At 52.1% G+C, this 26645-nt stretch carries 23 protein-coding genes; 14 read left to right on the plus strand and 9 right to left on the minus strand.

Features of this window, described 5'->3' with window-relative positions; all coding sequences use genetic code 11:
* Positions 1-153: 153 nt before the first annotated feature.
* The 3 genes from GBK04_RS16415 (at position 154) to GBK04_RS16425 (ending at position 3175) form a co-directional block, all read left to right on the plus strand.
* Positions 154-495, plus strand: a complete 342-nt coding sequence (locus tag GBK04_RS16415; RefSeq protein WP_152761484.1) for an avidin-fold protein — start codon at positions 154-156, stop codon at positions 493-495.
* 141 nt (positions 496-636) lie between these two features.
* A complete protein-coding gene (locus GBK04_RS16420) occupies positions 637-1854 on the plus strand; it encodes a pyridoxal phosphate-dependent aminotransferase (protein WP_152761486.1) in 1218 nt (405 codons plus the stop codon).
* A gap of 226 nt (positions 1855-2080) precedes the next feature.
* Positions 2081-3175 carry a 2Fe-2S iron-sulfur cluster-binding protein gene (locus GBK04_RS16425; RefSeq protein ID WP_152761488.1) on the plus strand — a complete coding sequence of 365 codons (1095 nt, stop codon included), beginning with the start codon at positions 2081-2083 and terminating at the stop codon, positions 3173-3175.
* A 26-nt stretch (positions 3176-3201) separates the two neighbouring features.
* On the opposite strand, the gene GBK04_RS16430 is transcribed toward GBK04_RS16425, so the two are convergent.
* The 4 genes from GBK04_RS16430 to recF all read right to left on the minus strand — a co-directional run bounded on the left by GBK04_RS16430 (position 3202) and on the right by recF (position 7838).
* A complete protein-coding gene (locus GBK04_RS16430; RefSeq protein WP_152761490.1) occupies positions 3202-3960 on the minus strand; it encodes a hypothetical protein in 759 nt (252 codons plus the stop codon).
* Positions 3961-4215: 255 nt separating this feature from the next.
* Positions 4216-6168 carry a M56 family metallopeptidase gene (locus tag GBK04_RS16435; protein WP_152761492.1) on the minus strand — a complete coding sequence of 651 codons (1953 nt, stop codon included), beginning with the start codon at positions 6166-6168 and terminating at the stop codon, positions 4216-4218.
* 2 nt (positions 6169-6170) lie between these two features.
* On the minus strand, positions 6171-6539 hold the full coding sequence (locus GBK04_RS16440; protein WP_373331461.1) for a BlaI/MecI/CopY family transcriptional regulator: 369 nt from the start codon (positions 6537-6539) through the stop codon (positions 6171-6173).
* Between the two features lie 210 nt (positions 6540-6749).
* Positions 6750-7838 carry a DNA replication/repair protein RecF gene (gene recF / locus GBK04_RS16445; protein ID WP_152761496.1) on the minus strand — a complete coding sequence of 363 codons (1089 nt, stop codon included), beginning with the start codon at positions 7836-7838 and terminating at the stop codon, positions 6750-6752.
* Positions 7839-8014: 176 nt separating this feature from the next.
* On the opposite strand from recF, the gene pdhA reads away from it, so the two are divergent.
* From pdhA to GBK04_RS16495, 10 genes are all read left to right on the plus strand, one after another.
* Positions 8015-9070 (plus strand): pyruvate dehydrogenase (acetyl-transferring) E1 component subunit alpha, encoded by a 1056-nt coding sequence (gene pdhA / locus GBK04_RS16450; protein WP_152761498.1) that lies wholly within the window; start codon positions 8015-8017, stop codon positions 9068-9070.
* Positions 9071-9294: 224 nt separating this feature from the next.
* Positions 9295-9996 carry a tetratricopeptide repeat protein gene (locus GBK04_RS16455; RefSeq protein WP_152761500.1) on the plus strand — a complete coding sequence of 234 codons (702 nt, stop codon included), beginning with the start codon at positions 9295-9297 and terminating at the stop codon, positions 9994-9996.
* A gap of 141 nt (positions 9997-10137) precedes the next feature.
* Entirely contained in the window at positions 10138-10617 is a 480-nt protein-coding gene (ribH, locus tag GBK04_RS16460; protein ID WP_152761502.1) for a 6,7-dimethyl-8-ribityllumazine synthase, read from the plus strand.
* Between the two features lie 12 nt (positions 10618-10629).
* Positions 10630-10884, plus strand: a complete 255-nt coding sequence (locus tag GBK04_RS16465) for a CBU_0592 family membrane protein (protein WP_152761504.1) — start codon at positions 10630-10632, stop codon at positions 10882-10884.
* A gap of 116 nt (positions 10885-11000) precedes the next feature.
* Positions 11001-12359 (plus strand): aspartate kinase, encoded by a 1359-nt coding sequence (locus GBK04_RS16470; RefSeq protein WP_152761506.1) that lies wholly within the window; start codon positions 11001-11003, stop codon positions 12357-12359.
* Positions 12360-12395: 36 nt separating this feature from the next.
* Positions 12396-13670: a serine--tRNA ligase gene (gene serS, locus GBK04_RS16475; RefSeq protein ID WP_152761508.1), complete on the plus strand. Its 1275-nt coding sequence runs from the start codon at positions 12396-12398 to the stop codon at positions 13668-13670.
* Positions 13671-13783: 113 nt separating this feature from the next.
* Positions 13784-14644 carry a ThuA domain-containing protein gene (locus tag GBK04_RS16480; RefSeq protein ID WP_152761510.1) on the plus strand — a complete coding sequence of 287 codons (861 nt, stop codon included), beginning with the start codon at positions 13784-13786 and terminating at the stop codon, positions 14642-14644.
* An 89-nt stretch (positions 14645-14733) separates the two neighbouring features.
* On the plus strand, positions 14734-15744 hold the full coding sequence (locus tag GBK04_RS16485; protein WP_152761512.1) for a glycosyltransferase family 2 protein: 1011 nt from the start codon (positions 14734-14736) through the stop codon (positions 15742-15744).
* A gap of 26 nt (positions 15745-15770) precedes the next feature.
* Positions 15771-16886, plus strand: coding sequence for a glycosyltransferase (locus GBK04_RS16490; protein ID WP_152761514.1), 1116 nt, complete (start codon positions 15771-15773; stop codon positions 16884-16886).
* A 40-nt stretch (positions 16887-16926) separates the two neighbouring features.
* Entirely contained in the window at positions 16927-19320 is a 2394-nt protein-coding gene (locus GBK04_RS16495) for a penicillin acylase family protein (RefSeq protein WP_152761516.1), read from the plus strand.
* Positions 19321-19447: 127 nt separating this feature from the next.
* Here GBK04_RS16495 and GBK04_RS16500 read toward each other — a convergent pair whose 3' ends face one another.
* Both GBK04_RS16500 and GBK04_RS16505 read right to left on the minus strand, forming a co-directional pair.
* Positions 19448-19795 (minus strand): TfoX/Sxy family protein, encoded by a 348-nt coding sequence (locus GBK04_RS16500; protein WP_152761518.1) that lies wholly within the window; start codon positions 19793-19795, stop codon positions 19448-19450.
* Positions 19796-19853: 58 nt separating this feature from the next.
* Positions 19854-21281 (minus strand): L-serine ammonia-lyase, encoded by a 1428-nt coding sequence (locus GBK04_RS16505; RefSeq protein WP_152761520.1) that lies wholly within the window; start codon positions 21279-21281, stop codon positions 19854-19856.
* Positions 21282-21467: 186 nt separating this feature from the next.
* Between GBK04_RS16505 and GBK04_RS16510 the strand changes: the two genes are divergently transcribed.
* The gene (locus GBK04_RS16510) at positions 21468-23765 is read left to right on the plus strand and encodes a glycosyl hydrolase family 95 catalytic domain-containing protein (RefSeq protein WP_373331043.1); all 2298 of its coding nucleotides are present in this window, start codon (positions 21468-21470) and stop codon (positions 23763-23765) included.
* Positions 23766-23774: 9 nt separating this feature from the next.
* Here the strand turns inward: GBK04_RS16510 and GBK04_RS16515 are convergent, their stop codons facing one another.
* From GBK04_RS16515 to GBK04_RS16525, 3 genes are all read right to left on the minus strand, one after another.
* Positions 23775-25328: a serine hydrolase domain-containing protein gene (locus GBK04_RS16515; protein ID WP_373331044.1), complete on the minus strand. Its 1554-nt coding sequence runs from the start codon at positions 25326-25328 to the stop codon at positions 23775-23777.
* 61 nt (positions 25329-25389) lie between these two features.
* Positions 25390-25992, minus strand: coding sequence for a hypothetical protein (locus tag GBK04_RS16520; protein ID WP_152761524.1), 603 nt, complete (start codon positions 25990-25992; stop codon positions 25390-25392).
* Positions 25993-26004: 12 nt separating this feature from the next.
* A complete protein-coding gene (locus GBK04_RS16525; protein WP_152761526.1) occupies positions 26005-26499 on the minus strand; it encodes an RNA polymerase sigma factor in 495 nt (164 codons plus the stop codon).
* Positions 26500-26645: the final 146 nt, after the last annotated feature.

A 26645-nucleotide genomic window follows, 5' to 3' on the forward strand; every position in this document is an offset into this window, starting at 1 on the left:
AAAGTTGTCAAATCTAATGGAAACCAGCCAATGCGCTACATCCTCGGCGGATCAGTGCGTTAATTCTCAATCTATTCAATGTATCCAAACGACTATCAAATTTCCTTATAGTGTACAAGCCAACCCTATGGGGTCGCACTATTCCTTCTGACCATGATTAACTACCACAACAAACGCTTCCGCCCGGTCCAGAATACTGAAAACGGCGAAACTTCGGCGGAAACGATTTTCCTGTACCAGCAGGAAGGCACCCTGCTTACTTCTGAATATGCTGGCGGAAAAATAAAAAAAGGCCACCTGATCGGACTGGTCGACGAAGCGGGGAACATCGATATGCGCTACCATCAGGTTAACGAGCAGGGTGAACTGATGACGGGTACCTGCCAGTCGAAGCCCGAAATATTGTCCGATGGGCGGATTCGACTGCACGAAACCTGGCGCTGGACGTCCGGTGATTGTTCGCAAGGGCAGTCTGTTATTGAAGAGATCCGGTAACCCCAGCCAAGTAATTACGGTACACATAGGGGTACCTTGAACTCAAAAATCTTATAATTCATATCTCATAACTCATATCAAAATCTTACCTTTGCGGGCAATTTGTTGATACCGTTTCAATTAACTTAATTTTTTATTGCAATGTCCGCAGTAGCAGAGCAAACCCAGTTGTTGGCCGACCGCATCAATGCCCTCGAAGAATCTTCGACCCTGGCGATGACCAAGAAAGCCCGTGAATTGGCCGCCGAAGGCCACAAAGTCATCAGCCTGAGCGTTGGTGAACCCGATTTCAAGACTCCCGCCCACATTTGTGAGGCTGCCAAGAAAGCCATCGACGATGGTTTCCACGGCTACTCGCCGGTGGCAGGGTACCCCGACCTGCGCAAAGCCATTGCCGACAAACTGAAACGCGACAACAACATAGACTGGAAACCCGAGAATATCGTGGTATCTACGGGCGCCAAGCATTCCCTGGCCAATGTCATTCAGGTACTGGTCAATCCCGGCGACGAGGTACTGATTTTTGCACCGTACTGGGTAAGCTACTCGGAAATGGTAAAACTGGCCGAAGGCAAATCGGTGATCGTGGATGGTACCTTCGAGAATGACTTCAAGGTGACTCCCGAACAACTCGAGGCGGCCATCACGCCCCGCACCAAGATCGTAATGTACGCCTCGCCCAACAACCCGACGGGGTCGGTGTACTCGGAGGCCGAACTGCGGGCTTTGGCGGCGGTCATCGAGAAACATGAAAATATTTACGTGCTGGCTGACGAGATTTATGAATATATCAATTTTACGGACGAAGGCCATTTCAGCATGGGGTCTATTCCGGCGCTGAAAGACCGCGTCATTACCGTCAACGGCGTAGCCAAGGGCTTCGCCATGACCGGCTGGCGGATCGGCTTTATCGGAGCCGCCAAGTGGATCGCCGAAGGTGTGGAGAAATTGCAGGGTCAGGTAACGTCTGGTACCAATTCCATCGCGCAGAAGGCGGCCGTAGCGGCCTTCAATGGTACCCTGGAGCCTACCAGAGAAATGGCCGAAGCCTACGCTCGTCGCCGTGATTTGGTGGTAGGGCTTTTAAAAGAAATTCCGGGCTTCAAAGTCAATGTACCCCAGGGAGCTTTCTATGCCTTTCCGGATGTGAGCTACTATTTCGGAAAATCCGACGGCAAGAATCTTATCAAGGATTCGGACGATTTCTCGCTGTGGTTGCTCAACAATTCGTACGTATCCACCGTAGCCGGGTCAGGATTCGGAGCACCTAATTGCATTCGGATTTCTACTGCGGCCTCTGATGAAGCTCTGACCGAAGCCGTGCAGCGGATTAAGGAGGCGGTAGCTACCCTAAAATAGCGGTAGCATACGAGCCTAAACAGTAGACCATTCCTGATGCCAAGGCCCCGCAAGAGTTCGCTGCGGGGCCTTGTCTTTGGTGAGAAATAAAGTGAGACGCCGCAGAACGAATCAAACTTTGCGGTTTCTGCTTCTGTTATAGAGAAGTAAAAACAGAAGCAAATCTCCTATTGGTACCAACCGGTACGTTAGCCCAAAATCGCCGATCGTCGGTTCAAATTTTAGAATGAGCAAATATTATTTTTTAAAGGTAAAAGAGGTCATACACGAAACGCCCGATGCCGTTACCATCCATTTTTGGCACCCTTTCAACGAAGTAATCAAATACAAGCCGGGACAATTTCTGACGCTGCTCCTGCCTCAGGGCGATACCAAAATCCGCCGTTCCTACTCCATGTCGAGTTCGCCCTACACCGATGTATCGCTGGCCGTTACGGTAAAGCGGCTCCCGGGTGGTTTCGCGTCGGAGTACCTTACCTCGACGGTAAAGGAAGGTGACGTACTGGAAGTCATGGAGCCGCTGGGGCACTTCGTTCCCGAACTCGACGCAGACCAAAAACGTAGCGTTGTATTAATTGGGGCTGGAAGCGGCATTACGCCGCTGATTTCCATTGCGAAGTCGGTGCTGATGGTGGAGCCCGAGAGCGAGGTGTATCTACTCTACGGCAATCGGAATGAGAACAGTATTATTTTCAAGAACCAGCTGGATACTCTGAAAGCCAAATACGGTGAACGGTTCCGGTTGGTTTATACCCTGAGTCAGCCTTCCGCGGCGTGGGCGGGCGAAAGCGGGCGTTTGAATAAATCCCAGATTCTGAAAATAATGGAAGGGCTACCCAAGCCACCTCCCGCCAGGACCGATTACTACCTCTGTGGCCCCGACGACATGATGGAAGAGGCCAAACGGGCGCTGGACATTCTGGCCGTACCCGCTGAGCGCGTTCACAAAGAAAGTTTCCTTACCGCCACCACTGCCAAAGCCCACGGTGACGTGACCGAGGTACCCTCAGAAAGCGGTGCTGATTCGCCAGGCGACGATTCGCCCAAAGGTTACGAAGTCACGGTACTCTACGAAGGCAGCGAGTACAAGTTTCGGGTAGAGCCCCACCAGACTGTGCTGGAAGCGGCGCTGGATCTGGACATCGACCTACCTTACTCCTGCCAGGCGGGGATGTGCACGGCCTGCATGGGACGCTGCGTGTCGGGCAAGGTGCATCTGGACGAAGAGGATGCACTATCCAAAGCAGAGCTTGAAGCGGGCTTCATTCTGACCTGTGTGGCCCACCCCATGAGCGACGATGTAGTGCTGGAAGTGGAGTGATAAAAATCAGGTGCGAATGGATTCGTTTATTCGCACTTGGCCAGTACCTCTTTGGCTAGTTTCTTGGCCAGCTCCAGATTCACATCTTTGTCTTTGCTCACACTAGCGATGACCTGAAACGTCGTCGCGCCGACCAGCACCGTGAGGTAATTGTCTTTTTTGTTAAAAGATGCGGCGTTCCCGATTCCCGGCACATCTTCAAACTTGTCCGTGGTGCTCATGCCCTTGGCCATGTCTGCGGCTGCCTCGGCCTGTTCTTTCGAATAGTTAGGGTCGTTTTTTAACCGCGCTTCGGCTACTTTGAAAGCCTGATCCAGTTCCTCTTGGGTGGGGTTTCGGTAAAATGCCTTGAAATTCTCGAGGGGTGTGGCTTTTTTATTGATCATAAACAAATCACTACCTACCCACATCACGCCTATTTCGTTCTGAAGCGGAATCTCCATCGTCGAATTTCCCATCTTCATCGTACGGGTACGGTCGCTTTTCCAGGAGTGGACGTACTTGTCGGTATTGGCCTTGCGCTCGGGCGCGCTTTTATCGTATTTCATTTTAGCATCGGGCATTTCTTCGGAATAATGCTTTTTGATCACTTCCAGGGGTAGCAGCTCGTCCAGCTTGCGCTGGTAGGAAAGGATGCAATCGCCCTGGCCCGATGAGCTGGCCGGGGATAGGGTTTCCGTTGTCGGGGTATCTGAGTCAGTGCTGACGCTTTCAGCACCGCCACCGCAGGAAAAAGCCAGGGTAGTGCTAACCACCATAATAATCGAAATAAAGGTTTTTTTCATAAGTACCGATTGAGGTAGGAGTGAAGAGGTAGGTTGATTAGGACGTAATGCCAGACTTTGTGGTAAAGCAAGCGTATTTTTTGCTATTCAACATAAATTGATTAGCCATCGGGTAAAGCGGGGCATTCACCTGACAGCGCCGCCTAGTAATCGGATTCATCAATCCATGTGTTCTTAACAATAAAAACCGCCACCTACCTCAGAATTTCAAATTCTGAGGTAGGTGGCGGTTTCACTTTTACCAAAGAAAAAGCGCTACTTTTTCTTCGGTGGTACGGGTGCCGCCGCCGGAGCAGGCGCTACTTTTCCCTGCACGGCTGCGGGGGCTTTGGGTGATCGGGCAGCGGGTGGAGGCGTTGGGGCTACTTTACCTACCCCTTTTACTTTGGCGGGCCGCTCCACGGGTGGCGGTGGCGGGAGTAGACTGTTTATTTTTTGGGCTTCCAATTCCATTTTTCGACCAATTATTTCCATCTTTCCACTAATCGCCTCCATTTTTTGGTCAAATACCTCCGTCTCCTGGTTGAGTTTCTCCATTTCCGCATTCAGATTATTCAGCGGCTTTTCTGCTTCATTCATCTGTTTGCGGCTTTGGGCGATCTGCTCATTCAGGCTGGTAATTTCCTGCTCCTTTGCTTTGATTTGCGCCTCGATATCAGCCAGTTGTTTCTCCATATCGGCGGGGGCCGGTTTTGCCTGGCCATTCTTGGGATACATTACCGCCGATCGCTTTTCCATCAGCTTCTGCCGGGCTTCCTGCGCGTTCTGCTTTTTCCACTCGATTTTTTCCTGCTCCCGCTGAAAACGCTCTACCTCGAACTGCTCTTTTTCGGTTTTCAACTGCAATTCGGCCATCCGCTGGTGCAGAGGTTGCAATTGCTGTTGCAGAGCCTGTATTTCTTTGTGATAAGGCTGCATCTGTTGCTGATATTCCTGCATCCTGGCGTGAAATTCAGCCATCTTTTTCTGGGTAGAATCATTCGAGTAAATAGCTATCGACTCCTCAATCTCTAGGTCCATAGGAACTTCAAGTGGCTCTTCTACCATCACAGCGATCTCTTTTTCAATAACGGTATCCGCTATGGTTGCGTTTTTCACAGGAGCGACGACAGACACTTCAGTGTCCCCATTATGTTTTGTGATTTTGTCGGTTTGTTCTTTCTTCTTCTTGATATCACCCTTCTGAAAAGCATAGACCGATGCACCGACCAATAAGGAAAGCAGCACAATAGCCATAGGCAAATACCCCGACAACCGCCGCCCAGCAGGTTCGGCTACACCCAAAACCCGACGTACCCGGCGCAGCAACAGGGGCTTGTTGGCCGCAAAAGCTACCACGAGGGAAGATTCGTGCCGGAACTCAGCTACCCTTACCAGAGCGTGGGCTAGCGACAGGCGGTCGTCACACACGGCCATCGCCAGGTCGTCGCAGCAATGCTCGCGCTCGGTGCGAATGCGGTCGGATAACCACCAGAGTGCCGGATGAAAAAAATACACCACTTCCACGAATGATTGCACCAGATTGACGAAATAATCGTGTCGGCGAATGTGGGCAAGCTCATGCGCCAGAACGGCTTCCACTTCTTTTACGGAAAGGCCGGTCATAAGTCCAATCGGAACCAGTACTACGGGCTGCAAAACTCCTACCACCATAGGCGTAACGATGCGGGCCGTTTCGCGCAGCTCCACCGAACGGCCAATATTCAGCTTGGCCACCAATACGCCAAACCGTGTGTGCCAGACCGCATTTTTGACGGGTCTTGAAACGAAGCGGAGCCTTTCCAGATAAAACCATCCGCCCGCAAAGCGTAGCAGCAAAATACCTACCCCAATGAACCAGCAGACGACCAGTTCGTTCAAGTGCGCAGCCAACCACAGTTGGATTCTTAGCAAGGTAGGCAAAGGTGCGACCGAGCTATTAAGACCAGCCAGGGTACCCCCTGCTGTGTAGGGTACCAGCGCCGAAACTGCCGTTTTTTCTATGGTAGCAGGTAGGTAGTATAGGTAGGTAGCCACGGACGCCAGAATTTGGGTACCCAGCATCGTCACGCCGAGCGTGTAGCGGGACTGGGCCGAGTGGGAGCGCAGCAGGTAAAAACCCAGCGCGGCTATCGTACATAACAAAGCAGCCTGCCAAACGGAATGCAGCAAAGTCCAGCCGAGGGCCGACACCTGCGGGGAAGGAATGAGGTCAAGGAGATTTTTCATGGCTAACGGTTGTTTTCGAGGTTGTTCAGTAGGGTACGGATTTCGTCCAGTTCTTCAGCGGAGGTCTCGTGGTTGCCCAGGGCCTGCATCACCAGCCGGGCCGCCGAGCCCCGGAACGTAGTTTCGACGAAACGGCCCAGCAACGACTGCTGTGTTTCTTCTTCGTTTACCTGAGCCGTGTACACGTGGGATCGACCTTCTTCAATGCGGCTTAGCAACCCCTTCTCGTGCATAATTTGCATCAATTTCAGCGTGGTCGTATAGCCCGCCTCTTTGGTTTGAGCCAGGTGGTCGTGTACCTGCCGGACGGTACTCTGGCCATTCTGCCATAGATAGGCCAGGATTTCTAGTTCGGAGTCGGTGGGCTTTATCATGGGTTAGGGTACCTGGTAGGGAATTATTTTGATGAATATAAGTTTCTACGAAGATCTTCGTAACAAAAGTGTACGAAATAATTCGTAGATGCAAATATTAACTACGATTTTTTTCGTAGATGAGCTCATAAGGAATCGGTGAACTACCTTTTAAGTTTTAAAATATTTGGCAAAAGTTTGATAATGAGTGCTTAATGAAGAAAACCTCTACTGATTACCGATTTCAAAAAAACGTACCTCGGCTTTTACTGCTTCCAGAATACGGCGCGAACGCTCGGGACGAGCATCGGTGATAAAGACTTGGCCAAGGGAGCCGTCGTCGATGAGTTCGATGAGTTTTTGGATGCGCTTGTCGTCGAGCTTGTCAAAGATATCATCGAGGAGCAGGATGGGTTGAGTTTCTTTCTCTGCGGCCAGGAGTTCGTACTGGGCCAGTTTGAGAGCAATCACAAACGACTTCTGCTGGCCTTGCGAGCCAAATTTTTTCAAGACTACCCCATCGATTTCAAATACGTAGTCGTCCTTGTGGATACCCTTCACGGTACGTTGCGCATGCAGGTCGCGGGAGCGGTGCTTGCGGAATTCGGCGGGAAAATCGTCGGTGGCCACTTCGCTTTCGTAAATCACGGCGACGGTTTCTTTCTCATTACTCAGAAAAGCGTAATACTTCTGAAAGAGGGGCACGAACCGATCCATAAAGGCCGAGCGCCGGGCGTGGATGCGGATGCCAAGATCAATCAGGGGATCGTTATAGGTTTCGAGCAGGTCTTCATCAAGGTAGTTGCGCTCGGCGAAGAGCTTCAGAAGTCCGTTGCGCTGGGTGAGAATGCGGTTATATTGCAGGAAATCTTCCAGATAGTGCGGGTCGAGTTGTGAAAGTACCCCATCGAAAAAGCGTCGCCGTTCCTCGCTGCCTTCGCGTACCAGGTAGGTGTCGTCAGGGGCGATGAGCACCACCGGGAAACGTCCGATGTGGTCGCTCAACCGCTCGTAAGGTTTCTTGTCCGACATAAGTACCTTGCGTTGCCCGCGCTGTAGGCTGCAGGTGATCTGGATGCGTTCGTTCTGCTGGTGGAAGACCCCATCAAGCACGAAGAAATCGGCATCGTGCCGAATGCTCAGGGCATCCTGATTGTGGAAGGCACTCTTGGTCAGGGCCAGAAAATAGAGGGCATCCAGCAGGTTGGTTTTTCCGCTACCGTTCTCGCCCACCAGACAATTCACGCGTTCGCCAAACGTAAAACTCCCTTCCTCATAGCTTTTAAAATTCGTAAGGTGGAGTTTTTCGAGCCACATGCACTTCTTTGTTAGGGAGTTTATGCTTAATTTCGCAGTTCGTTCGGAGGAATAAACGCCCGAACCGGGGTTCTAATCCAACAAATACAAAGATGTAAAGTTCCTAAGTGAAAGTTATCAATAGCTCCGGCACTTTATCCCATATCTCATAATTTATATCTCAGATCTATACCCGTATGGCTACCGTAAAAGAGAAGAAAGAACCCGCTAAGAAGGAAACTGCTAAGAAAGAGTCTGCCCCAAAGTTGCAGTACCCCAAGGAACAATATATGTTCTGGTACGAAAACATGTTACTGCAGCGCCGCTTTGAGGAAAAGGCCGGGCAGCTGTACGGCCAGCAGAAAATCCGGGGGTTCTGCCACCTTTACATTGGCCAGGAAGCTTGCTCATCGGGCACGGCTACGGCACTCACTCCCGACGATAAGTACATCACCGCTTACCGCGACCACGGCATGCCGCTGGCGCTAGGTACCAGCCCGAACGCCATCATGGCGGAACTGTACGGCAAAGAAACCGGCACCACCAAGGGCAAGGGCGGCTCGATGCACATCTTTGATAAGGAGCGTAACTTCATGGGCGGCCACGGGATCGTGGGCGCTCAGATTCCGCTCGGAGCGGGCATCGCCTTTGCCGAAAAATACAACGAGACCAGCAACGTGTGCATCTGCTTTTTTGGTGATGGAGCCGTACGGCAGGGTGCTTTTCACGAAGCCTTGAACATGGCCATGACCTGGAAACTGCCCGTGATTTTTGTGGTTGAAAACAATGGCTACGCCATGGGTACCTCCGTAGGCCGCAGCTCCAACGTGACCGAACTCTATACTTTGGGCGAAGCCTACGACATTCCTTCGGAGCCCGTAGACGGCATGAATGTGGAGGCCATCCATGAAGCCGTGAGCCGTGCCGCCGAGCGTGCACGCAAGGGCGAAGGACCTACCTACCTTGAATTCCGTACCTACCGCTACCGGGGGCACTCCATGTCGGATCCGCAGAAGTACCGCACCAAAGAGGAAGTTGAGGAATACAAGATGCGCGATCCGATCGAGCAGGTGAAGGATACCATTCTTAAGAACAAACTTGCCACAGAAGAAGAACTCGCCGACCTGGATAAGAAGATCAAGGAAACTGTAGCCGAAGCGGTACAGTTTGCCGAAGAATCGGCTTTCCCTGATCCCAAGGAGGCCTACACCGATGTGTACGCCCAAGAGGACTATCCGTTTATTATGGAGTAGGTTTCATTTCGGGGCTGAAATGTTTAAGCGTTGGAAAGTTTAGATTTTGGTGTTTGATTACCTCGTCGTTTCCTGATCAATTTGGTTGCTACGTGTTTTCAAAGGCCTAACACCCTAGGGCTGATTGTGATAAAACACCTTAATAGTTAAATTAAACCCTGCAACCCTTCAACTTTTAAACAAATTTTCTCCTACCTTTGCGTTCCAAAAATGATTTAATACGCATGAGCAAGAAAAACACGGCCAATTCCGGGCTGGAAATCATTGAAAGTCCGGAAGCGCTGGCGGGGCAGATTAACAAGGCGGAAACTTTCTTCCGCCGGAACCAGAAGATAATTATTGGTGTAGGCGTAGCTATCGTGGTAGCGGTGGCGGCCTTCGCAGGGTACCGCCTGTATATCGACAGTCAGGAAAGCAGCGCCCAGGTAGCCCTTTCCAATGCGGTGTATGACTTTGAAGCGGATTCATTGCGCCGGGCTCTCAACGGGAGCGGTGGAAATGAAGGCTTGCTGGCGATTGCCGATGGGTACACCGGAACAGACGCCGCCAATCTGGCTGACTTGTACGCAGGTATTGCTCTGATGAAACAGGGGCAGTTCGATCAGGCCATCGAGCGCCTGAAAGCCTTCTCTTCGTCGGATTTATTGATGCAGGGCCGCGCCGATGCGCTTCTGGGCGATGCCTACATGGAAAAAAATCAGCCTGCCGAAGCCGTAAGTTACTATAAAAAAGCCGCGGACTATAAATCGAATGAGTTCTTCACGCCTATCTACCTCATGAAGTTGGGCATAGCGCAGGAGAAGGCTAATCAACCGAAGGACGCGTTGGCTTCTTACAATAAGATTATCGAAGAGTACCCCCTTTCGGCGGAAGTAACCAACGCCAAAAAATACAAGGGGCTTCTGGAAGGGCAAGTCGGCGAGTAATGGGCAACCAGCACACGTAGCTCTGAAAAGGATAAAGCCGACACCGGTTTTATCCTTTTTTTTATAAGCCATCGCCTGTGAAATTTTTAAGGGCTTATTACTGAATAGAGAATCCAAAGTCTTACATCCAGAATCCTTTTTATGTCAAGTACCGACAAAAACCTCAGTGAATTTTCTACCAATGATCTACCCGACATCAGCGGACGTACCTTTGCCATTGTCGTGGCTGAGTGGAACCATGAAGTGACGGAAAAGCTCTTTGATGGAGCCTACCAAACATTAGTGGATTACGGAGCAAAGCCCGAAAATATCATCCGTGCCAACGTTCCGGGTAGCTATGAATTGAGTTTTGGTGCCCAGGTATTTGCCCGCAAGCAAAACGTGGATGCCGTGATTGCCCTGGGCTGCGTAATTCAGGGAGAAACCAAGCACAACGACTATATCAACCATGCCGTGGCGCAGGGGCTGACGCAGGTGAGCCTGGAATGCCACAAGCCGGTTGTTTTCGGGGTACTCACGCCCAACACCCAGGAGCAGGCCTTGGACCGGGCGGGCGGCAAACATGGAAATAAGGGGGATGAAGCGGCCATGACGGCCATCAAGATGTTAAAATTAGTGTAGTCTACTTTCGCTATGGACGAAAAATTCTGGTACGACGCCATTGGATGGATTGGATCAATACTGATCGTGGCCGCCTATGCCCTCAGCATCAGCGGACGTTTGCGGTCGGATGCTCCTTTCTACTTATGGGGCAATATTCTGGGCAGTTTTAGTTTGGTGCTCAATACCTTGTATGTAGGTGCCTATCCGTCGGCGGCTGTCAATATAATCTGGGTGGTAATTGGCCTGTGGGGCATTGCCAGAAACCGCAGGAAGGTTTTTTCCTAACAAAAAATCATTCAAATCCTGTTACCGTCTTGTCAGGAAGCGATTTCGAAAAGTAAGGATAACGGACATTTTCTACGTAGTATAATTTTCAACTATCAATTGTCAATAAAATAAAAATGCAAGTCTGGAAATTTGGTGGTACCTCGGTCGGAAAACCCGAGCGCATGCATTCTATTCGCCAACTGATTACATCTACCGATTCGCGCAAAATCGTGGTGCTTTCGGCGCTGTCCGGTACGACCAACGCCCTGCTTTCCATTGGTGAATCGGCAAAAGCCAACCAGGACGCCGAAGCGGTGGAGAAAATCAAGGCGCTGCGGGATCATTACGACACCTTCATTCAGGAACTTTACTCGACCGAAGCAGGGCTGGCGCAGGGAAAAGAAATCGTAGAAAAGGAATTTTCGTTCATCCGGTCTTTGGTCAATATCAAACCCTTCACCAGCAAGCAAGATAAGGAGCTGGTGGCTGAGGGCGAATTGCTCAGTACGCAGATGTTCGAGGCCTATCTGGCCGAGCAGGGTGAGAATTCCATCCTGCTGCCCGCTCTGGAATTCATGCGCATCGATGCCGAAGGCGAACCCGAGTTGGCGGTAATAGAAGAACGACTGACTACGATTCTGGGACAACATCCCGAAAGGCAACTGATTATCACCCAGGGATTCATCTGTCGCAATCCACGTGGCGAGGTAGACAACCTTAAGCGGGGCGGGTCGGACTATACGGCTTCGCTGATCGGCGGTGCCATTCGGGCTGAGGAAATACAGATTTGGACGGATATTGACGGGATGCACAACAATGATCCCCGCATCGTCAAACGTACCTTCCCAATCCGGCAGTTGACGTTTGAGGAAGCAGCGGAGCTGGCGTACTTTGGGGCCAAGATCCTGCACCCCAGCACCATCACGCCTGCCAAAATGCGCGGGGTACCTGTGCGTCTGAAAAACACCATGCAGCCTGATGCGCCGGGTACCCTAATCGCCACCAGTAGTACCGACCGCGAGATCAAGGCCATTGCGGCCAAGGACAACATCACGGCTATTTACGTACACTCGACGCGTATGCTGAATGCCTACGGTTTTTTACGACGTGTGTTCGAAATTTTTGAAAAATACAAAACGCCGGTGGACATGGTGACCACGTCTGAAGTTTCGGTTTCGGTGACGATTGATAACAGCGAACACCTGGATGCCATTACCGCCGAACTGCGGGAGATCGCCGACCTGGAAGAGCACGACCGCGACCAAACCATCGTGTGCATCGTGGGTAATTTCAGTGCCGATAAGGAGGGCGTGGCTATCAAGGTACTGGATGCCTTGAAAAATATTCCGTTGCGGATGATTTCCTACGGTGCCTCGGAACATAACCTTTCGATTCTGATTCATTCCAGTTTGAAAGAACAAGCCTTGAATGCCCTGAACGAGCGATTGTTTTATTATGAGGATGCTATGAAGGATATTTTTACGGCTCCCTGAAACGCGCACTTTTTACATTTCTATTGACCAAGCCTCATGCTACAGACCACCTTCATCCGCGATAATAAGGAACTGACAATCGCCGGACTTAATAAAAAGTACTTCCGCGACGCCGAAACCGCTGTGGAACTGATTATAAAACTGGATCGCCTGCGCCGCGAAACGCAGCAGGAACTGGATCAGGTACTTACGCAATCCAACGCTATGGCGAAGGAAATCGGCGGCCTGATGAAACAGGGCAAAAAGCAGGAGGCCGAAGTCGCCAAAGCCGAAACGGCCAGCTTGAAGGAACGTTCCAAAGAACTGGATGAACAACTCAAAAGAGTCGAGGCCGAGTTGCACGATGAACTAGTCAAGCTGCCCAACCTACCCCACGAAAGCGTACCTGTAGGCCGCACGCCCGAAGAAAACGTAACGGTACTGGAAAAGGGTGAAAAACCTACTCTGCCCGAGGGAGCTCAGCCACACTGGGAGTTGACCAAAAAACTGGACATCATAGATTTTGAACTAGGCAACAAAATCAGTGGCGCAGGTTTTCCGGTGTACAAAGGGAAAGGAGCACGGCTGCAACGGGCCATGATTTCGTTTTTTCTAAATGAAGCCACCGAAGCAGGGTACCTCGAAATTCAGCCCCCACTGTTAGTTAATGCGGATTCGGGTTATGGCACCGGGCAACTTCCCGACAAAGAGGGACAGATGTACCACGCCACGGCCGATGATCTGTACCTGATACCTACCGCTGAGGTACCCATCACGAACCTGTACCGCGATGTGATTTTGCAGGAAAGCGACCTACCCGTAAAAAATACCGGTCACACGCCCTGTTTCCGGCGCGAAGCGGGTAGCTGGGGCGCGCACGTGCGCGGGCTGAATCGCCTGCATCAGTTTGATAAAGTCGAGCTCGTGCAGATCCGGAAACCCGAAGAGTCGTATGCGGCCCTGGACGAAATGGTGGCGCATGTGCAGGGGCTACTGGAAAAGCTCAACCTACCCTACCGCATTCTGCGCCTGTGTGGCGGCGACATGGGCTTCACCTCGGCTCTGACCTACGATTTTGAGGTGTGGTCGGCCGCGCAGGAGCGCTGGCTCGAATGTAGCTCTGTATCCAATTTCGAAACCTACCAGGCCAATCGCCTGAAGCTGCGCTACAAAACCGAAGGGAAAACCCAGCTGCTGCATACCCTGAACGGTTCGGCGCTGGCCTTGCCGAGAATTCTGGCGGCATTGCTGGAAAACAACCAGCAGGCCGGCGGTAGCATTCGGATTCCAGAAGTACTGGTTCCTTACTGCGGGTTTGAGACAATTGGTTGATCGACAGAAGAGTGAGGAAATAGGGGAGTAGGACGTTGAGTAAGCATCTGGCCGCCGGGACTTATAGTAGGAAAAACCAATAGCTCGCTGCTTACCCAAACCCTTTAACCCTCATGCTACGCAAACTATTCAAGGCCCTGGCCATTGTGGCCGGAATTGCGCTTGTTGCCCTGGGCGGCTTCTATGTGTACGCAATGTACCTTACCCGCAAACTCCCCTGGCAACATCCTGTATTCGATACCGAGCGGCCGGCCGATCCGGGTTCCATTGGGCCTAAAGGTGTCTTGGTTTTTACCAAAACCAACGGTTTTAGGCACGAGGATTCCATTCTGGCGGGGCCGGCCAAGTATAAGGAAATCGCGCCCAAAAAAGGCTGGGATGTAGTGACTACCGAAAATGGCGCCTTCTTCAACGACGACTACCTGTCCCGCTTCAAAGTAGTCGTGTTTCACTGTACCACGGGCGATGTGCTCACGCCTGAGCAGCAGGCCGCTTTTGAAAAATTCGTAACCCAGGGTGGGGGGTATGTAGGCATCCACTCGGCGGCCGATACCGAATACGAGTGGGATTGGTACGACCGCCTGCTGGGTACCCACTTCCGGGATCACAGCATTTTTCCACATACGCCCATAGCAACCGTCGTGACGGAGATCAAAACGCATCCTGCCACGGTGCACTTGCCCGATAATTTCCGGCGGGCCGATGAATGGTACAACTACAAGCGCAGTGTACGGGGCGTAGCGGGTATACAGGTACTCCTTTCGCTCGACGAAAACAGCTATGATGTGGGCGAAACCAAAGGCATGGGCAAGGATCATCCTATCTCGTGGGTCAATCAGATAGGGCAGGGGCGGGTGTTTTACACAGGCATGGGCCACACCGCCGAGACCTTTGAAGAGCCTCTTTCCCTGCTGCATATCGTCAAGGCTATCGAATGGGCCGGGAAGTTCGACGATGCATCAGCGATGCCCTAGTACGGTGGCTCAATAATCCTGGCCTGCGTGCCGTCCTTTCGGGATATTGCCTATTTTTGCCTTTCTAACTTCGCGCCTTTGACCGGTATATGGACGTATCCATCATTATTATAAACTACAAGACTCCCCAACTCTTAATCAATTGCCTGAACTCCATCTACGCCCACACTACCGGTGTTACATTCGAGCTGATCGTAGTCGATAACGATCCCGAACACTGTGACGGAGAGCAAATTCGTAGTTTATTCCCCGCAGTGCAATGGATCGATATGGACTATAATGCTGGTTTTGGCCGGGCTAATAACCGGGGTATGTCCGTGGCCAAAGGAAAGTATTTCTTGCTGTTAAATGCGGATACTCTCCTGACAGATAACATAATCGGTCGTTGCTTCGAGCGACTTAATCAGCGAACCGACATCGTAGCTTGTGGAGCGCTGCAGCAGTATGCAGACGGAAGCCCAATGCCTTTTTACCAGAGCTTCAACGACTTTCGTCGCACATTTTTCATCTTACCACCCAGCCGGTTAGTCGATCGGGTCATGGAGACCCTATACCCCGAACCCCGGTACGCCGACCCCAACCAGTACGACTGGCTGGTCGGGGCCTTCGTGTTCGTAAGGCGCGAGGGCTATGAGCGTACCGGGGGATTCAGTGAGGATTTTTTCATGTACGGTGAAGATGTGGAATGGTCGGGACGGCTGGGTAAGTTGGGTAAGCTTTGCATTTTTGATGATTGCAGGTATATTCACTTGGAAAACAAGAATCCATTCCGCCGGACCAATATCTCTTGGATCAACCGATTCAGTACGCAGATGCAGGTTTCTAATTTTCTCTGGGTCAGGAAACAATATGGCGTTCTTGCTTACTTAACCTTGATAGTCAATTATTTAGTCATGATTCCGGTGATTCTGATTTGGCGGATGACGTTGAATGTTAAAGAATCGGGCAACCCTTTTTCAAAGATGGGTACCCAGCGGATTTTCCTGCAGAAAACCCGCGTTCTGTTTAAATATTTCTGGAAAACCCTATTCCTGAAGAAAAGCCTGTACAAAATAGATCCCGCCGATAATATAGATTTGCTGACTGACTCCGAAAATTAGTACCCTATCCACACAACTCTTCTGCCATGAAACCCTCCAAGAAACGTATCCTGTTCTTCACTCCCTTTGCCACCCGAACGGGTTCGGAGATGATGCTCCTGTACATTCTGCAAAACATCGACCGTAGCCGCTTCGACGTCGGGATCGTGAGTTTTGCCCGGGGCGAATTACTCAGCGAGTTTCCGGCCGACATTCCTGTGTTCATTGTACCCAGGATATTCAGCATCTTCCAAAAAGTACAATTTCATTTGGGCCATAACCCTACTCTGAACGCCCTGCGGAGGATAGCCCGGGACTTCAAGGCCGATTTGTGGTACGTGAACACTACCATGCTACCCGAAACAGTGACGATTGCCAAAGAATTTTCCATAAAACTGGTTACCCATTTTCACGAACTTCCCCTGACCTACATTTACTTAAACGGGTCAGATATGAAGGACATCATCACCTACTCGCACACCCTGATCGGCTGCTCGGAGGTGACGTGTGAGGCCATCCGGCAGGCCGGAGGAAAAAATGTGGAATTACTGTATGAATTCATTGACCCGGCCAAGCTGTCGGGCAATCCCGAACGAACGGCGCAGATACGCCGAGAATTAGGTATTGCTGAATCGGACTATGTATGGATAGGATCGGGCATGACCTCGGAGCGTAAGGGCTTTGACATGTTACCCGACCTGGCCGAAGAGCTTGACGACCCTTCTGTGCATCTGGTGTGGGTAGGAGGCCGGATCGACGATGGTCTGGTGTACTATACCGAGCAGCGATGCCGCAACACAAAGTCGAAAACCCGAATTCATTTGGTGGGAAAGCAGAAAGAAGATTACGGCAACTACCTCAATGTGGGCAACGGTTTCTTGCTAACATCAAGGCAAGACCCCTTTCCCCTGGTCATGATCGAAGCCGCACTACTGGGCAAACCCATAGTTTCCTTCCCTTCCGGTGGCGTTTCGGAATTTGTCAGAGAGGGCATGGGAATAGTAACTGATGATATTAGTGTCAAACAGATGGTGAACGCCATGCGTGAAATCATGGATGGCCGCATTGCGACGGATTCTGCCAAAAGCAAAGAGCGGGCCAGTCGGTTTAACGTGGAAAATGGTTATCGCAGCTGGTCCGAAATCATTGACCGCATAGGGTAGAAACGGCAGGGGCATTCGCTTTGCTTTCATAAACTATTCCATGCGCCGTTCCGGAATTTTTCTTCTTTTTCTGATCCCGCTTCAGGCTTGCTTCGGCCAGACGATAACGGTCAAAGGCCTGCAAAAAACCGTAGAGGTTTTCCGCGATCAGTGGGGTGTTTCACACATCTACGCCCAAAACGAGCACGATCTTTTCTTTACCCAGGGGTACGTGGCGGCCTCCGATCGGCCCTTTCAGCTGGAGATGTGGCGGCGGCAGGCTACGGGTACCGTAGCCGAACTGATGGGTCCCTCAGAAATAAAGCGGGACATCGGTACGAAGCTATTCAGGTACCGGGGCGATATGGAACAGGAAATGGCCCATTATCATCCTCACGGCAAAGCCATTCTCAACGCTTATGTCGAGGGAATTAACGCCAAGGTGGTCGAGCTCCGGGCAGATCCGGCGCACTTGCCCTTCGAGTTCAAAACCCTGAATACCCTTCCCGGCTACTGGACGCCGGAAATTGTGGTGAGCCGGCATCAGGGACTTGTGGCCAATGTGATCGATGAGTTGAATTTCGGCCGGGAAGTACATCTGATGGGCGAAGAAAAAACGCGGGAGCTCAACTGGTTTCATCCGACCCGCCAGGCTGCTACGGAGCCCAGACTAACTCTCGAAAAAGGGGTAGATGGCGAGGCGCTGATGCAGGATATTCTGGAACTCTACACCGCGCACCGCAGCCCCGTCCGGTTCGAATCCGGGGACAAGCGCAGCGGGCAGATATACCGAAAAGAGGAGTTTGATTTTCAGGAGTGGTATGCTGTCGAGAAACAGTACGTAGGCTCTAACAATTGGGTTATTGATGGTTCATTGGCACAAAGTGGCTTTCCAATGCTGGCCAATGATCCGCACCGGGTCATCGCCGGGCCTTCGCTCCGGTACATGATTCATCTCAATGCTCCCGGCTGGAACGTAGTCGGCGCGGGCGAACCCTCACTCCCCGGCGTATCCATCGGACATAACGACTACGGTGCCTGGGGATTGACGGTTTTTGAAACCGACAACGAAGATCTGTACGTGTACGAAACCAACCCAGCCAATCCCAATCAGTACCGTTACAAAGGACAATGGGTAAACATGCGCATCCTGACCGACTCAGTGAGAGTCAAGGGACAACCCACGCAGGTGGTTCAGCTAAAATATACCCGGCATGGCCCGGTGGTATTTGAAGATAGGGGTAAAAACAAAGCCTATGCCGTTCGCGCCGGATGGCTGGAGGTGGGTAGCTCTCCTTATTTGGCCAGTCTGCGCATGAATCAGGCTCGAAATTGGGACGAGTTTCGGGAGGCCTGCTCGTACAGCCGTCTGCCGGGTGAGAACATGATCTGGGCCGAACGCACCGGACACATTGGCTGGCAGGCGGTCGGCTTGGCTCCCATTCGCCCTAATTGGTCGGGCTTGGTACCTGTGCCGGGCGACGGCCGTTTCGAGTGGGCGGGGTACCTTCCCATCAAGCAACTCCCCCATAGTAGCGATCCGAAAGAAGGTTTCATTGCCACGGCGAACAACAACCTTATTTCACCGGATTTTCCTTACCGCAATGCCATCGGCTGGGAATGGGCCACGCCCTACCGCGCCCAGCGGATCGCAGAGGTACTGGGTTCGGGCAAACGGTTCAATCTGTTTGACTTCACCCAGCTTCAAACCGACTACCTATCGGTCCCCGCCCGTTCATTGGTACCCATGCTCACGCGGCTGGAATTCGACAATAAGGAGGAAAAAGAAGCCATCGAGCGGCTGAAAAACTGGAATTACCAATTGGAGCCCGAGTCCATACCGGCGGCTATTTATGCCGAATGGGAAAACAGGCTCCGGGAAGCGGTGTACACCCACGTGGTACCCGAAGCTGCCCGACCTTACCTGAAAAGGCTTTCTACCAAATTACTTTTAGACGATCTGATTATCCCATCGGCAGATTTTGGCAAGGCACCCGTCAAAATCCGAGACGAACTCCTGCAAACTACATTTCGGGAAACCCTGACGATACTTTCCCAACGCCTGGGCCGTGACCAAGATAAGTGGCAGTATGGGCAGGTCGCCAATAAACATATTGCCATCAGGCACCCCCTGAGTGCATTGGTCAGTGAAGAAATGCGGAAACGAATTGATTTTGACCCCCTACCCCGCGGCGGCTACGGTGAAACCGTAAACAGTACCGGCAACAGTCCTAATCAAACCCATGGGGCCTCATTCCGGATACTGATGGATACCGAAAGCTGGGACAAGACACTGGGTATCAATGCTCCCGGGCAATCGGGCAATCCCGACGATCCACACTATGGCGATCTGTATGAACGCTGGGCGAAGGATGAGTACTTTCCAATCTATTTTTCAAAGGACAAAATCAAGGCGGTTGCGGATCGTACCTGGACACTTACGCCGGAAAAGTAACGGTAAAAATGGACAGGGTACCTACCGTTCCGATTTAGCCAGGAAAAACCAATACGGGTGCTAAACCAACTTTTTCCATTCAAAAAAGAACCCGGATCGTTCAAAATCAGCTTTACGGCAAGGGGTGCTATTTTCTCGGCCTCTTTTTTGAAGCCTTGGCTTTTTTGTTGAAATCCAGAGCCAGATCAATCCAGTAGTCAAAATCCTTTTGGGTTTTTAGGGCCAGTTCATCCACCAGCACGTAGCCTTTCAGGGGCCTTCCCGTAAACTCCATGGGATGGCAGCCCTCTTTTTCAAGTAGGGTTTCGTACAAAGCGGGATCGATGCGGCACATGAGATCGTCTTTGATAATCCCGACGCACATTTTTCCATTGTACATCACCGTCCAGCCACCCATCATTTTTTTCTCCTCCACCTGGGGTAGGTCTGCAAACCTTTCGCGGATTCGATCGGCAAGTTGCTCGTTGTAGGCCATTGGAATCGTTTTTTGACGAGTAATTTACGAAAAATTGGGGGTACCTTGACACGCCCTTTCAACACTCACTCAGGCTGATCGGAATGCGTAGCGCCAGTCCGCCTTCGGAGGTTTCCTTGTAGCGGTGATTCATGTTCAGGGCGGTTTCCCACATAGTCGACACCACGTCGTCCAGCGTTACCCGCGCGGTTTCGGGATCACTCTGCAAAGCAAGTTGGGAGGCGGTAATGGCCTTGATGGCTCCCATCGTATTGCGCTCGATGCAGGGAATCTGCACCAGTCCGCCCACCGGGTCGCAAGTCATGCCCAAGTGATGTTCCATCGCGATTTCGGCCGCCATCAGGCATTGCCCCACCGTTCCGCCGGATACCTCCGTCAGGCCCGCCGCGGCCATGGCGGCCGACACGCCGATTTCGGCCTGGCAGCCGCCCATCGCCGCCGAGAGCGTAGCGCCTTTCTTGAAAATGCTCCCGATTTCGCCCGCGGTAAGCAGGAAACGGAACACATCTTCGGGGGTACCATTGCAAAAAGTAAGGAAGTACTGGATTACGGCCGGAATGACTCCCGCCGAACCGTTGGTGGGCGCAGTAACCACTCGACCGAACGCGGCGTTCTGCTCATTGACGGCCAGTGCGAAACAACTCACCCAGTCGAGGGTGTGCTGGAAACTGTTACCCCCCGCCCGCACCAGGGTAAGCCATTCGGCGTAGTGGACATAGTCCTGCCCTTTGAGCAATTTTTGGTGTAGCTCCCCCGCGCGGCGTTTCACATTTAAGCCACCGGGTAGGTGACCGCCCGTGCGGCAACCCGAAAAAATACTTTCCTGCATTACCGACCAGATGTTCATGAGCCCGGCGCGCACGTCGGCTTCGTCGCGCCAGACTTTTTCGTTTTCCAGCACAATTTCCCAGATTGGCTTCGCCGTTTCGTGATGCCAGCGGAGCAGGTCGGCGGCGGTGTCGATGGGGTAGGGGAGCCGGGCCATTTCCTGGTTGGTGTTTTCTGTAAAATCTTCCTGCACCACAAAGCCACCGCCGATGGAAAAGTAGGTTTCGCGCACCTCATTCTCCATACCGTCGTTGGCCACAAAGGTCAGGCCATTGGGGTGGAAGGGTAAGGATTCATCGCGGTGAAAAACGAGGTCTTTTTTGGGATTAAATGAAAGGGGTACCTGGCCGGCCAGAAGTATGGTTTCGTGGCTGGTGATGTCCGCCAGAATCGGGTCGATGGTGTTCGTTGCCATTGTGATGGGATCGTAGCCTGCCAGGCCGAGAATCAGGGCCAGGTCGGTGCCATGGCCTTTGCCGGTTTTGGCCAACGAGCCGTAAAGATGAACTTGCACCGACTGTACCCGCTCAAAACCCAGCCTATTTTCCAATACTCCCAGGAACAGCTGCGCCGCCCGCCACGGCCCCAGCGTGTGCGAACTCGACGGGCCGATGCCGATCTTGAAAATGTCAAAAACCGAAATGCGTTCTTCTTTCATGGTCAAAGGTAGCGGGAATTTTTTATTGACAGGATGGCGACCGTGGTAACCCAACGCTTTTTAAGCCCCTACCCGTATGTGCCTTACCGTCAGTTTTTACCCATAGCTGCCGGGGGTAAAGTGCGTGCTATTTTTGCTTTATCAAAAATGAAATACATACCCGTTCTCGCCCGAATGATACGAATAATGAAAATATCCTTGAGGTACCTATTCGTTTGCGTCAGCTTTTGGGCGACTGATTCCCTCGTAGCCCAACCTTTACCCAAACACGATCTGCGGTTCGATTCTCTGGCTCGAAGCTGGGACGAAGGCGTTCCGCTGGGTAATGGTACGGTGGGCAGTCTGGTGTGGCAAAAAAATGACAAACTCCGGTTTTCGCTCGACCGCGCCGACATCTGGGATATGCGCCCGATGAAAGGGCTGCACCGGGACGAATTTAGCTATCAGTGGGTACAGGAGCAGGTCAAAAAGAAGGACTACAAACCCGTACAGCAGTATTTCGACGCTCCTTACGACCGCGAACCCGCGCCCTCCAAAATTCCGGCCGGGGCCCTTGAATTTGATTTGGAGGAAGCTGGGAAGGTGAAATCCGTGCGGTTGGATGTAGCCAAAGCACTCTGTATCGTTCAGTGGGATACGGGTATGAGCCTTGAAACCTTCGTCCATGCCACCGAGCCGATGGGATGGTTTCGCTTTACGAATGCCAGCAACGCGATCGTCCCCGAGCTAATCGCTCCCAAATACCAGGGTACCCTGGCGAAGAGTGGAGAAGTGAATTCATTGGTAGGCGATGATTTGGCAAGACTTAACTATCAGCAGGGTACCATTGATAAAAAGAAGAACGCTATTGTATACCGTCAGGAAGGGTATAACGGCTTTATCTACGAAATTGCGGTGCGCTGGAAAGAAACAAAAAAAGGTACCCTGGAAGGTATGTGGAGTATTTCTTCGCACTACCCCGACCACGCTCCTCAACCCAAAGCTGAGCAACTTGTCGATGCCGCCGTCAAAAGTAGCTTTGCCAAAAACTTCGCCAGCCATGTCCACTGGTGGGAGGCGTTCTGGTCAAAATCGGCGATTAAGGTACCCGATGAACTTCTTGAAAAGCAATGGTACCTTGAACAATACAAGTTTGGCTCGGCGGCCCGACGCGGTGCGCCACCCATTTCGTTACAGGCCGTCTGGACGGCGGATAACGGCCGCATTCCGCCCTGGAAGGGCGACTTTCACCATGACCTCAACACGCAACTGAGCTACTGGCCTTCGTACAGCGGCAATCATCTGGAAGAAGCCCTAGGGTACCTCGACCATCTTGATGAAAATAAGGAAAACTACAAACGCTACACCAAACTGTATTTTGGGGTGGATGGTCTTGCGGTACCGGGTGTTACGACCCTCGATGGCACCGAAATGGGCGGCTGGATTCAGTACTCGCTTTCTCCCACGGTATCGTCCTGGCTGGCGCAGCACTATTATTTGCAATGGAAGTACAGCGGGGATATTGATTTTTTGCGGGAACGGGCCTACCCCTGGGTCAAAGACGTATGTACCTTTATCCAGAATATCACGATCCTCGACGACAAGGGAAAGCGGCAGCTACCCATTAGCTCCAGCCCCGAAATTCGGAATAATAGTCTGGAAGCCTGGTTCCCTGAAAATACCAATTACGACCTCGCCCTGATGAAGTTTACCCTGAAAGCGGGAACCGAAATGGCCAGCGTGCTGGGCAAGTCCACCGAGGCGGATCATTGGAACCAGCTGGGCGCAGAATTCGGAGACTTTGCCCTGACCGATAATAAGGAATTGATGTTTGCGCCTTCGCTGCCCTACAACGAATCACACCGGCATTTTTCCCATCTGATGGCCATTCATCCGTTGGGATTGATCAAGTGGGAAGATGGCGAAGCAGCGCAGGCAATTATCACCAATACGATCCGGCAACTGGACGCCATCGGCCCCGATTGGTGGTGCGGATACTCCTACGCCTGGCTGGGTAGTGTGAAAGCACGGGCCAAAGACGGGGAAGGTGCGGCCAACGCCCTGGGTACCTTCGCCCGGGCCTTTTGCCTGCCCAATAGTTTTCACGTCAACGGCGACCAAACCAAGTCGGGTTTGTCGAAGTTTACCTACCGCCCCTTTACCCTAGAAGGTAACTTCGCTTTCGCCGCCGGGTTGCAGGAAATGTTGCTTCAAAGCTACGCCGGGTTTATCGACGTCATGCCCGCCATTCCGGCTGACTGGACGGAAGCTTCCTTTGAAAACCTGCGGGCTGAGGGAGCGTTTCTGGTCAGTGCCAAAAGGAAAAATGGACAACTTTCCGAAATTTCGATACTTTCAGAGAAAGGAGGTACTACCCGCTTGAAGGTACCCTATGAACAGTGGAAAGTGAAGTCTGCGAGCCAAATCGAAATTACCGCCGCTGAACCGGACTTTATCGAGCTTAGCTGCCAGCCGGGAGGCACCCTTACCTTACTTGCCCGCTGACAACTTCCTTTACCGCACCTCTTCCCTGATTTGGAACGCCTGGATCAGGGGCTGGTTTTCGGGGGTCAGGGTAAAGAATATTCTCAGGTTTCCCTTTTCACCTTCCAGCAGATAGGTACCCCGTAGCTGATTTTCGGGTACGATTTCGTGCGTTTTTACAATCCTACCCACTTTCTCAAACAGGCTGTTTGTTTCCTGTTTCAGAGCGTCCAGGGAGTAATCATCAAAGAAATTATCTGCGAAAAGCCCACTGCTTTCGGCGTCTTTCCAGGCGGGCAGGAGTTGGCTCAATTCCTGCTGCCGCTGTTTCAGAATAGCCGAAGCGGGGAGCTGCCGCGGTTTGAGTTTGGCCTGTATGATGAGTGTATCGAGTACCTGCAGGTTGATGGGCGTGGTAGGCGCGTAGGTAAGATTCGCGAAGCACACCACGCCGATGCCGTACTCGGGCAGAAACCGCCAGTTGCTGCCAAAACCCGGCAGACCCCCGCTGTGACTTACGTATTCGCGTCCTTCACAATCACGCATCCAGCCCAGTCCGTAGGCATAGGCCGAAACAGTGCCGCAGACCCGGCCACCGGGGTAGGTGAAATTGGGATTCATCCCGCTGAAATTCCAGGGATGGTGCATCTCCCGCAGCGAGCTGCGTTTCAGCGGACCGTTGTCGGCTCCATCGCGCACGGGCCAGGCCGCCATGTGGTAGGTTACGTACCTGGCATAATCCTCGATGGAAGAAATCAAACCGCCCATCGCGCCGTAAACACCATCGTGAAGGAGGGGTACCTCTGTCCAGGTACCTTCGCGCCAGCGGTAGCCGTGGGCGAGTTGGGCGGCGGGTACCTCGGCGTATTCCCACTTCGTGTGCGTCATGCCGAGTGGCGTCAGGATGTTTTCGTTGATGTACTGCTGGTAGGTTTTCCCTGATACTTTTTCGATGATGTTGCCCAGCAGCGCGAAGCCCAGGTTGCTGTACTCGTAAGCCACGCCGGGCGCATTGGAAAACGAAAGCGGATTTTGCAGGAATTTAACAAACTCCTCGTGGCTGACGTCCAGCTGGCGGTCGCCCCAAGGATTGTCTTCCGGAAATCCGGCTGCGTGGGTAAGCAGGTGGCGTAGCGTGATGGGTGGCGAGTCCGCCGTGAGTAGTTTGGCGTTTTTCAGCTCGGGGATGTATCGGTCGGCGCGGTCGTCGAGGCTGAGTTTACCTGCGTCGCGCAGTTGAAGAATCGCCATCGCCGTGAAACTCTTGCTCATGGATGCTACCCTGAATAGCGACTGGGGGGTGGCGGGCGTCTTTTTTTCCACATCGGTATATCCCATGCTACCCGTATGGACGAGCTTTCCGTCCACCACCAGCCCGTAGGTGAAGCCGGGAAAATGGTTCTTTTCGGCGTAGTCGTGGTAGAGTTTGTCGAGGGTGGGCAGGGCGGCCTCGATTTTTTTCAGGCGGGCCGCATCGGTGAAAACAGGCGGTTGGTACGACTGCGCACGAGCGGGCGCAACGAGGTCGGGGGCTACAAGGATCGTGGTCACAAGCAAGGCTGAGAAGAGGGGTACTTTTTTCACCGTTTCGGAATGTTTTATTTCTGCTTCCGAAGATAGCGAGAGTTGGCGTAAGTACCTCAGGCTATTCCGCTTCTTTCAGTTCGGCCAGAAAAGATTGCGCTTCCTGCAATCGCTTACTCGGAAATTTTTTCAGTAGGTACACCACCACCAGAGCAACAACCATACTTCCTAGGGTACCGTAGGCCAGCCAGGCGCTGTGCCGGTAGAGGTCGTAGCCGGCTACGACTTTGGCGATGACGATCATAAAGGGCGCGTAGAAAAGTGGGATGGCCACGTAAAGCAGATTGGTGCCGAGCAGCTCGAGGTACCTTAGCCGGGCTACCTTGCGTTGGGTTTGCACCACTGAGAATCCCGCCTGAATTCCGTAGTAAAGTGTGAGTTTGTAGGTACTGAAAATCAGACTGACGGCGGTCAGGGCAAACAGCAGCAGGCCCGGCACGAAAAACTTCATTTCGGAGAAATTATCCACCAGGTACCTACCCATGAATTGCACAAATAGTAAGTTGACGGCTAGTTCGAAATAACTGGTCCACTTGATTTCAGCCAGATGTACCCTCACCTGGCGCATGCTTGCTTCTTTCACCAGTTTCTGCTTTATCTCAATCTGTTGGCTGATTTCCTGATCGTTACTGTTCCATAAGGTACTCAATTCCTGAAAGTCCATTTCTTTGGTATTTTAAGTTGTGACAAATGATTTTAGCTGCTCCCTGATCCGGTGCAACCTGGATGATACATTACTTGGCGACAAACCCATTACCTCCGCGATTTCGGTGTTTTTGCATCCTTCCAGACTTAGGATGATGATCGCTTTATCGAGAGGTTTTAGCTGGTCGATGATCCTGTAAAGTTGCTCGAGCCTTTCGTCCAACAGGGGGTTATGCCATTCCAGAATATCCCGCTCCCGGTGGTACCGCTCCTCGCGCTGCTTTCGGGAGGTTTCTTTCCGCAGAAACGAGATCGAAACATTGAGCGCAATGCGGTACGTCCAGGTCGAAAGGGCGACGCGGGCGTCGTAGTTGGGGTAGGCTTTCCAGAGCTGCAGACTGATTTCCTGAATTAAATCCTTCCGGTCTTCGGGGTCAGAGCAGTAGGCGCCCGCTACTTTGACGATGAGTTTCTTATACCCGTCGAGGTAGGTAATGAACCGTTCCTGTGTTCCTGAATCATCCAACGCTTTATCCGGTATCGTTTCCAGTGCTTGTTTGTCTCATTATTCGCAGCGGCTAACCAAATGTCACAGTTTTGCGAGATTTTTTGAGGTACCTCTTTCGAAATCGACGTCGGCTATCGTTTCTTTTAACATGAACTATATATTGA

Origin of the sequence: Salmonirosea aquatica (assembly GCF_009296315.1) — a bacterium.
GTDB lineage: Bacteria > Bacteroidota > Bacteroidia > Cytophagales > Spirosomataceae > Salmonirosea > Salmonirosea aquatica.

Excerpts from the sequence above, each read along its gene's own strand:
- GBK04_RS16415 (WP_152761484.1), top strand. The coding sequence starts at position 154 with ATGATTAACTACCACAACAAACGCTTCCGCCCGGTCCAGAATACTGAA.
- GBK04_RS16420 (WP_152761486.1), top strand. The coding sequence starts at position 637 with ATGTCCGCAGTAGCAGAGCAAACCCAGTTGTTGGCCGACCGCATCAAT.
- GBK04_RS16425 (WP_152761488.1), top strand. The coding sequence starts at position 2,081 with ATGAGCAAATATTATTTTTTAAAGGTAAAAGAGGTCATACACGAAACG.
- GBK04_RS16430 (WP_152761490.1), bottom strand. The coding sequence starts at position 3,960 with ATGAAAAAAACCTTTATTTCGATTATTATGGTGGTTAGCACTACCCTG.
- GBK04_RS16435 (WP_152761492.1), bottom strand. The coding sequence starts at position 6,168 with ATGAAAAATCTCCTTGACCTCATTCCTTCCCCGCAGGTGTCGGCCCTC.
- recF (WP_152761496.1), bottom strand. The coding sequence starts at position 7,838 with ATGTGGCTCGAAAAACTCCACCTTACGAATTTTAAAAGCTATGAGGAA.
- pdhA (WP_152761498.1), top strand. The coding sequence starts at position 8,015 with ATGGCTACCGTAAAAGAGAAGAAAGAACCCGCTAAGAAGGAAACTGCT.
- GBK04_RS16455 (WP_152761500.1), top strand. The coding sequence starts at position 9,295 with ATGAGCAAGAAAAACACGGCCAATTCCGGGCTGGAAATCATTGAAAGT.
- ribH (WP_152761502.1), top strand. The coding sequence starts at position 10,138 with ATGTCAAGTACCGACAAAAACCTCAGTGAATTTTCTACCAATGATCTA.
- GBK04_RS16465 (WP_152761504.1), top strand. The coding sequence starts at position 10,630 with ATGGACGAAAAATTCTGGTACGACGCCATTGGATGGATTGGATCAATA.
- GBK04_RS16470 (WP_152761506.1), top strand. The coding sequence starts at position 11,001 with ATGCAAGTCTGGAAATTTGGTGGTACCTCGGTCGGAAAACCCGAGCGC.
- serS (WP_152761508.1), top strand. The coding sequence starts at position 12,396 with ATGCTACAGACCACCTTCATCCGCGATAATAAGGAACTGACAATCGCC.
- GBK04_RS16480 (WP_152761510.1), top strand. The coding sequence starts at position 13,784 with ATGCTACGCAAACTATTCAAGGCCCTGGCCATTGTGGCCGGAATTGCG.
- GBK04_RS16485 (WP_152761512.1), top strand. The coding sequence starts at position 14,734 with ATGGACGTATCCATCATTATTATAAACTACAAGACTCCCCAACTCTTA.
- GBK04_RS16490 (WP_152761514.1), top strand. The coding sequence starts at position 15,771 with ATGAAACCCTCCAAGAAACGTATCCTGTTCTTCACTCCCTTTGCCACC.
- GBK04_RS16495 (WP_152761516.1), top strand. The coding sequence starts at position 16,927 with ATGCGCCGTTCCGGAATTTTTCTTCTTTTTCTGATCCCGCTTCAGGCT.
- GBK04_RS16500 (WP_152761518.1), bottom strand. The coding sequence starts at position 19,795 with ATGGCCTACAACGAGCAACTTGCCGATCGAATCCGCGAAAGGTTTGCA.
- GBK04_RS16505 (WP_152761520.1), bottom strand. The coding sequence starts at position 21,281 with ATGAAAGAAGAACGCATTTCGGTTTTTGACATTTTCAAGATCGGCATC.
- GBK04_RS16510 (WP_373331043.1), top strand. The coding sequence starts at position 21,468 with ATGAAAATATCCTTGAGGTACCTATTCGTTTGCGTCAGCTTTTGGGCG.
- GBK04_RS16520 (WP_152761524.1), bottom strand. The coding sequence starts at position 25,992 with ATGGACTTTCAGGAATTGAGTACCTTATGGAACAGTAACGATCAGGAA.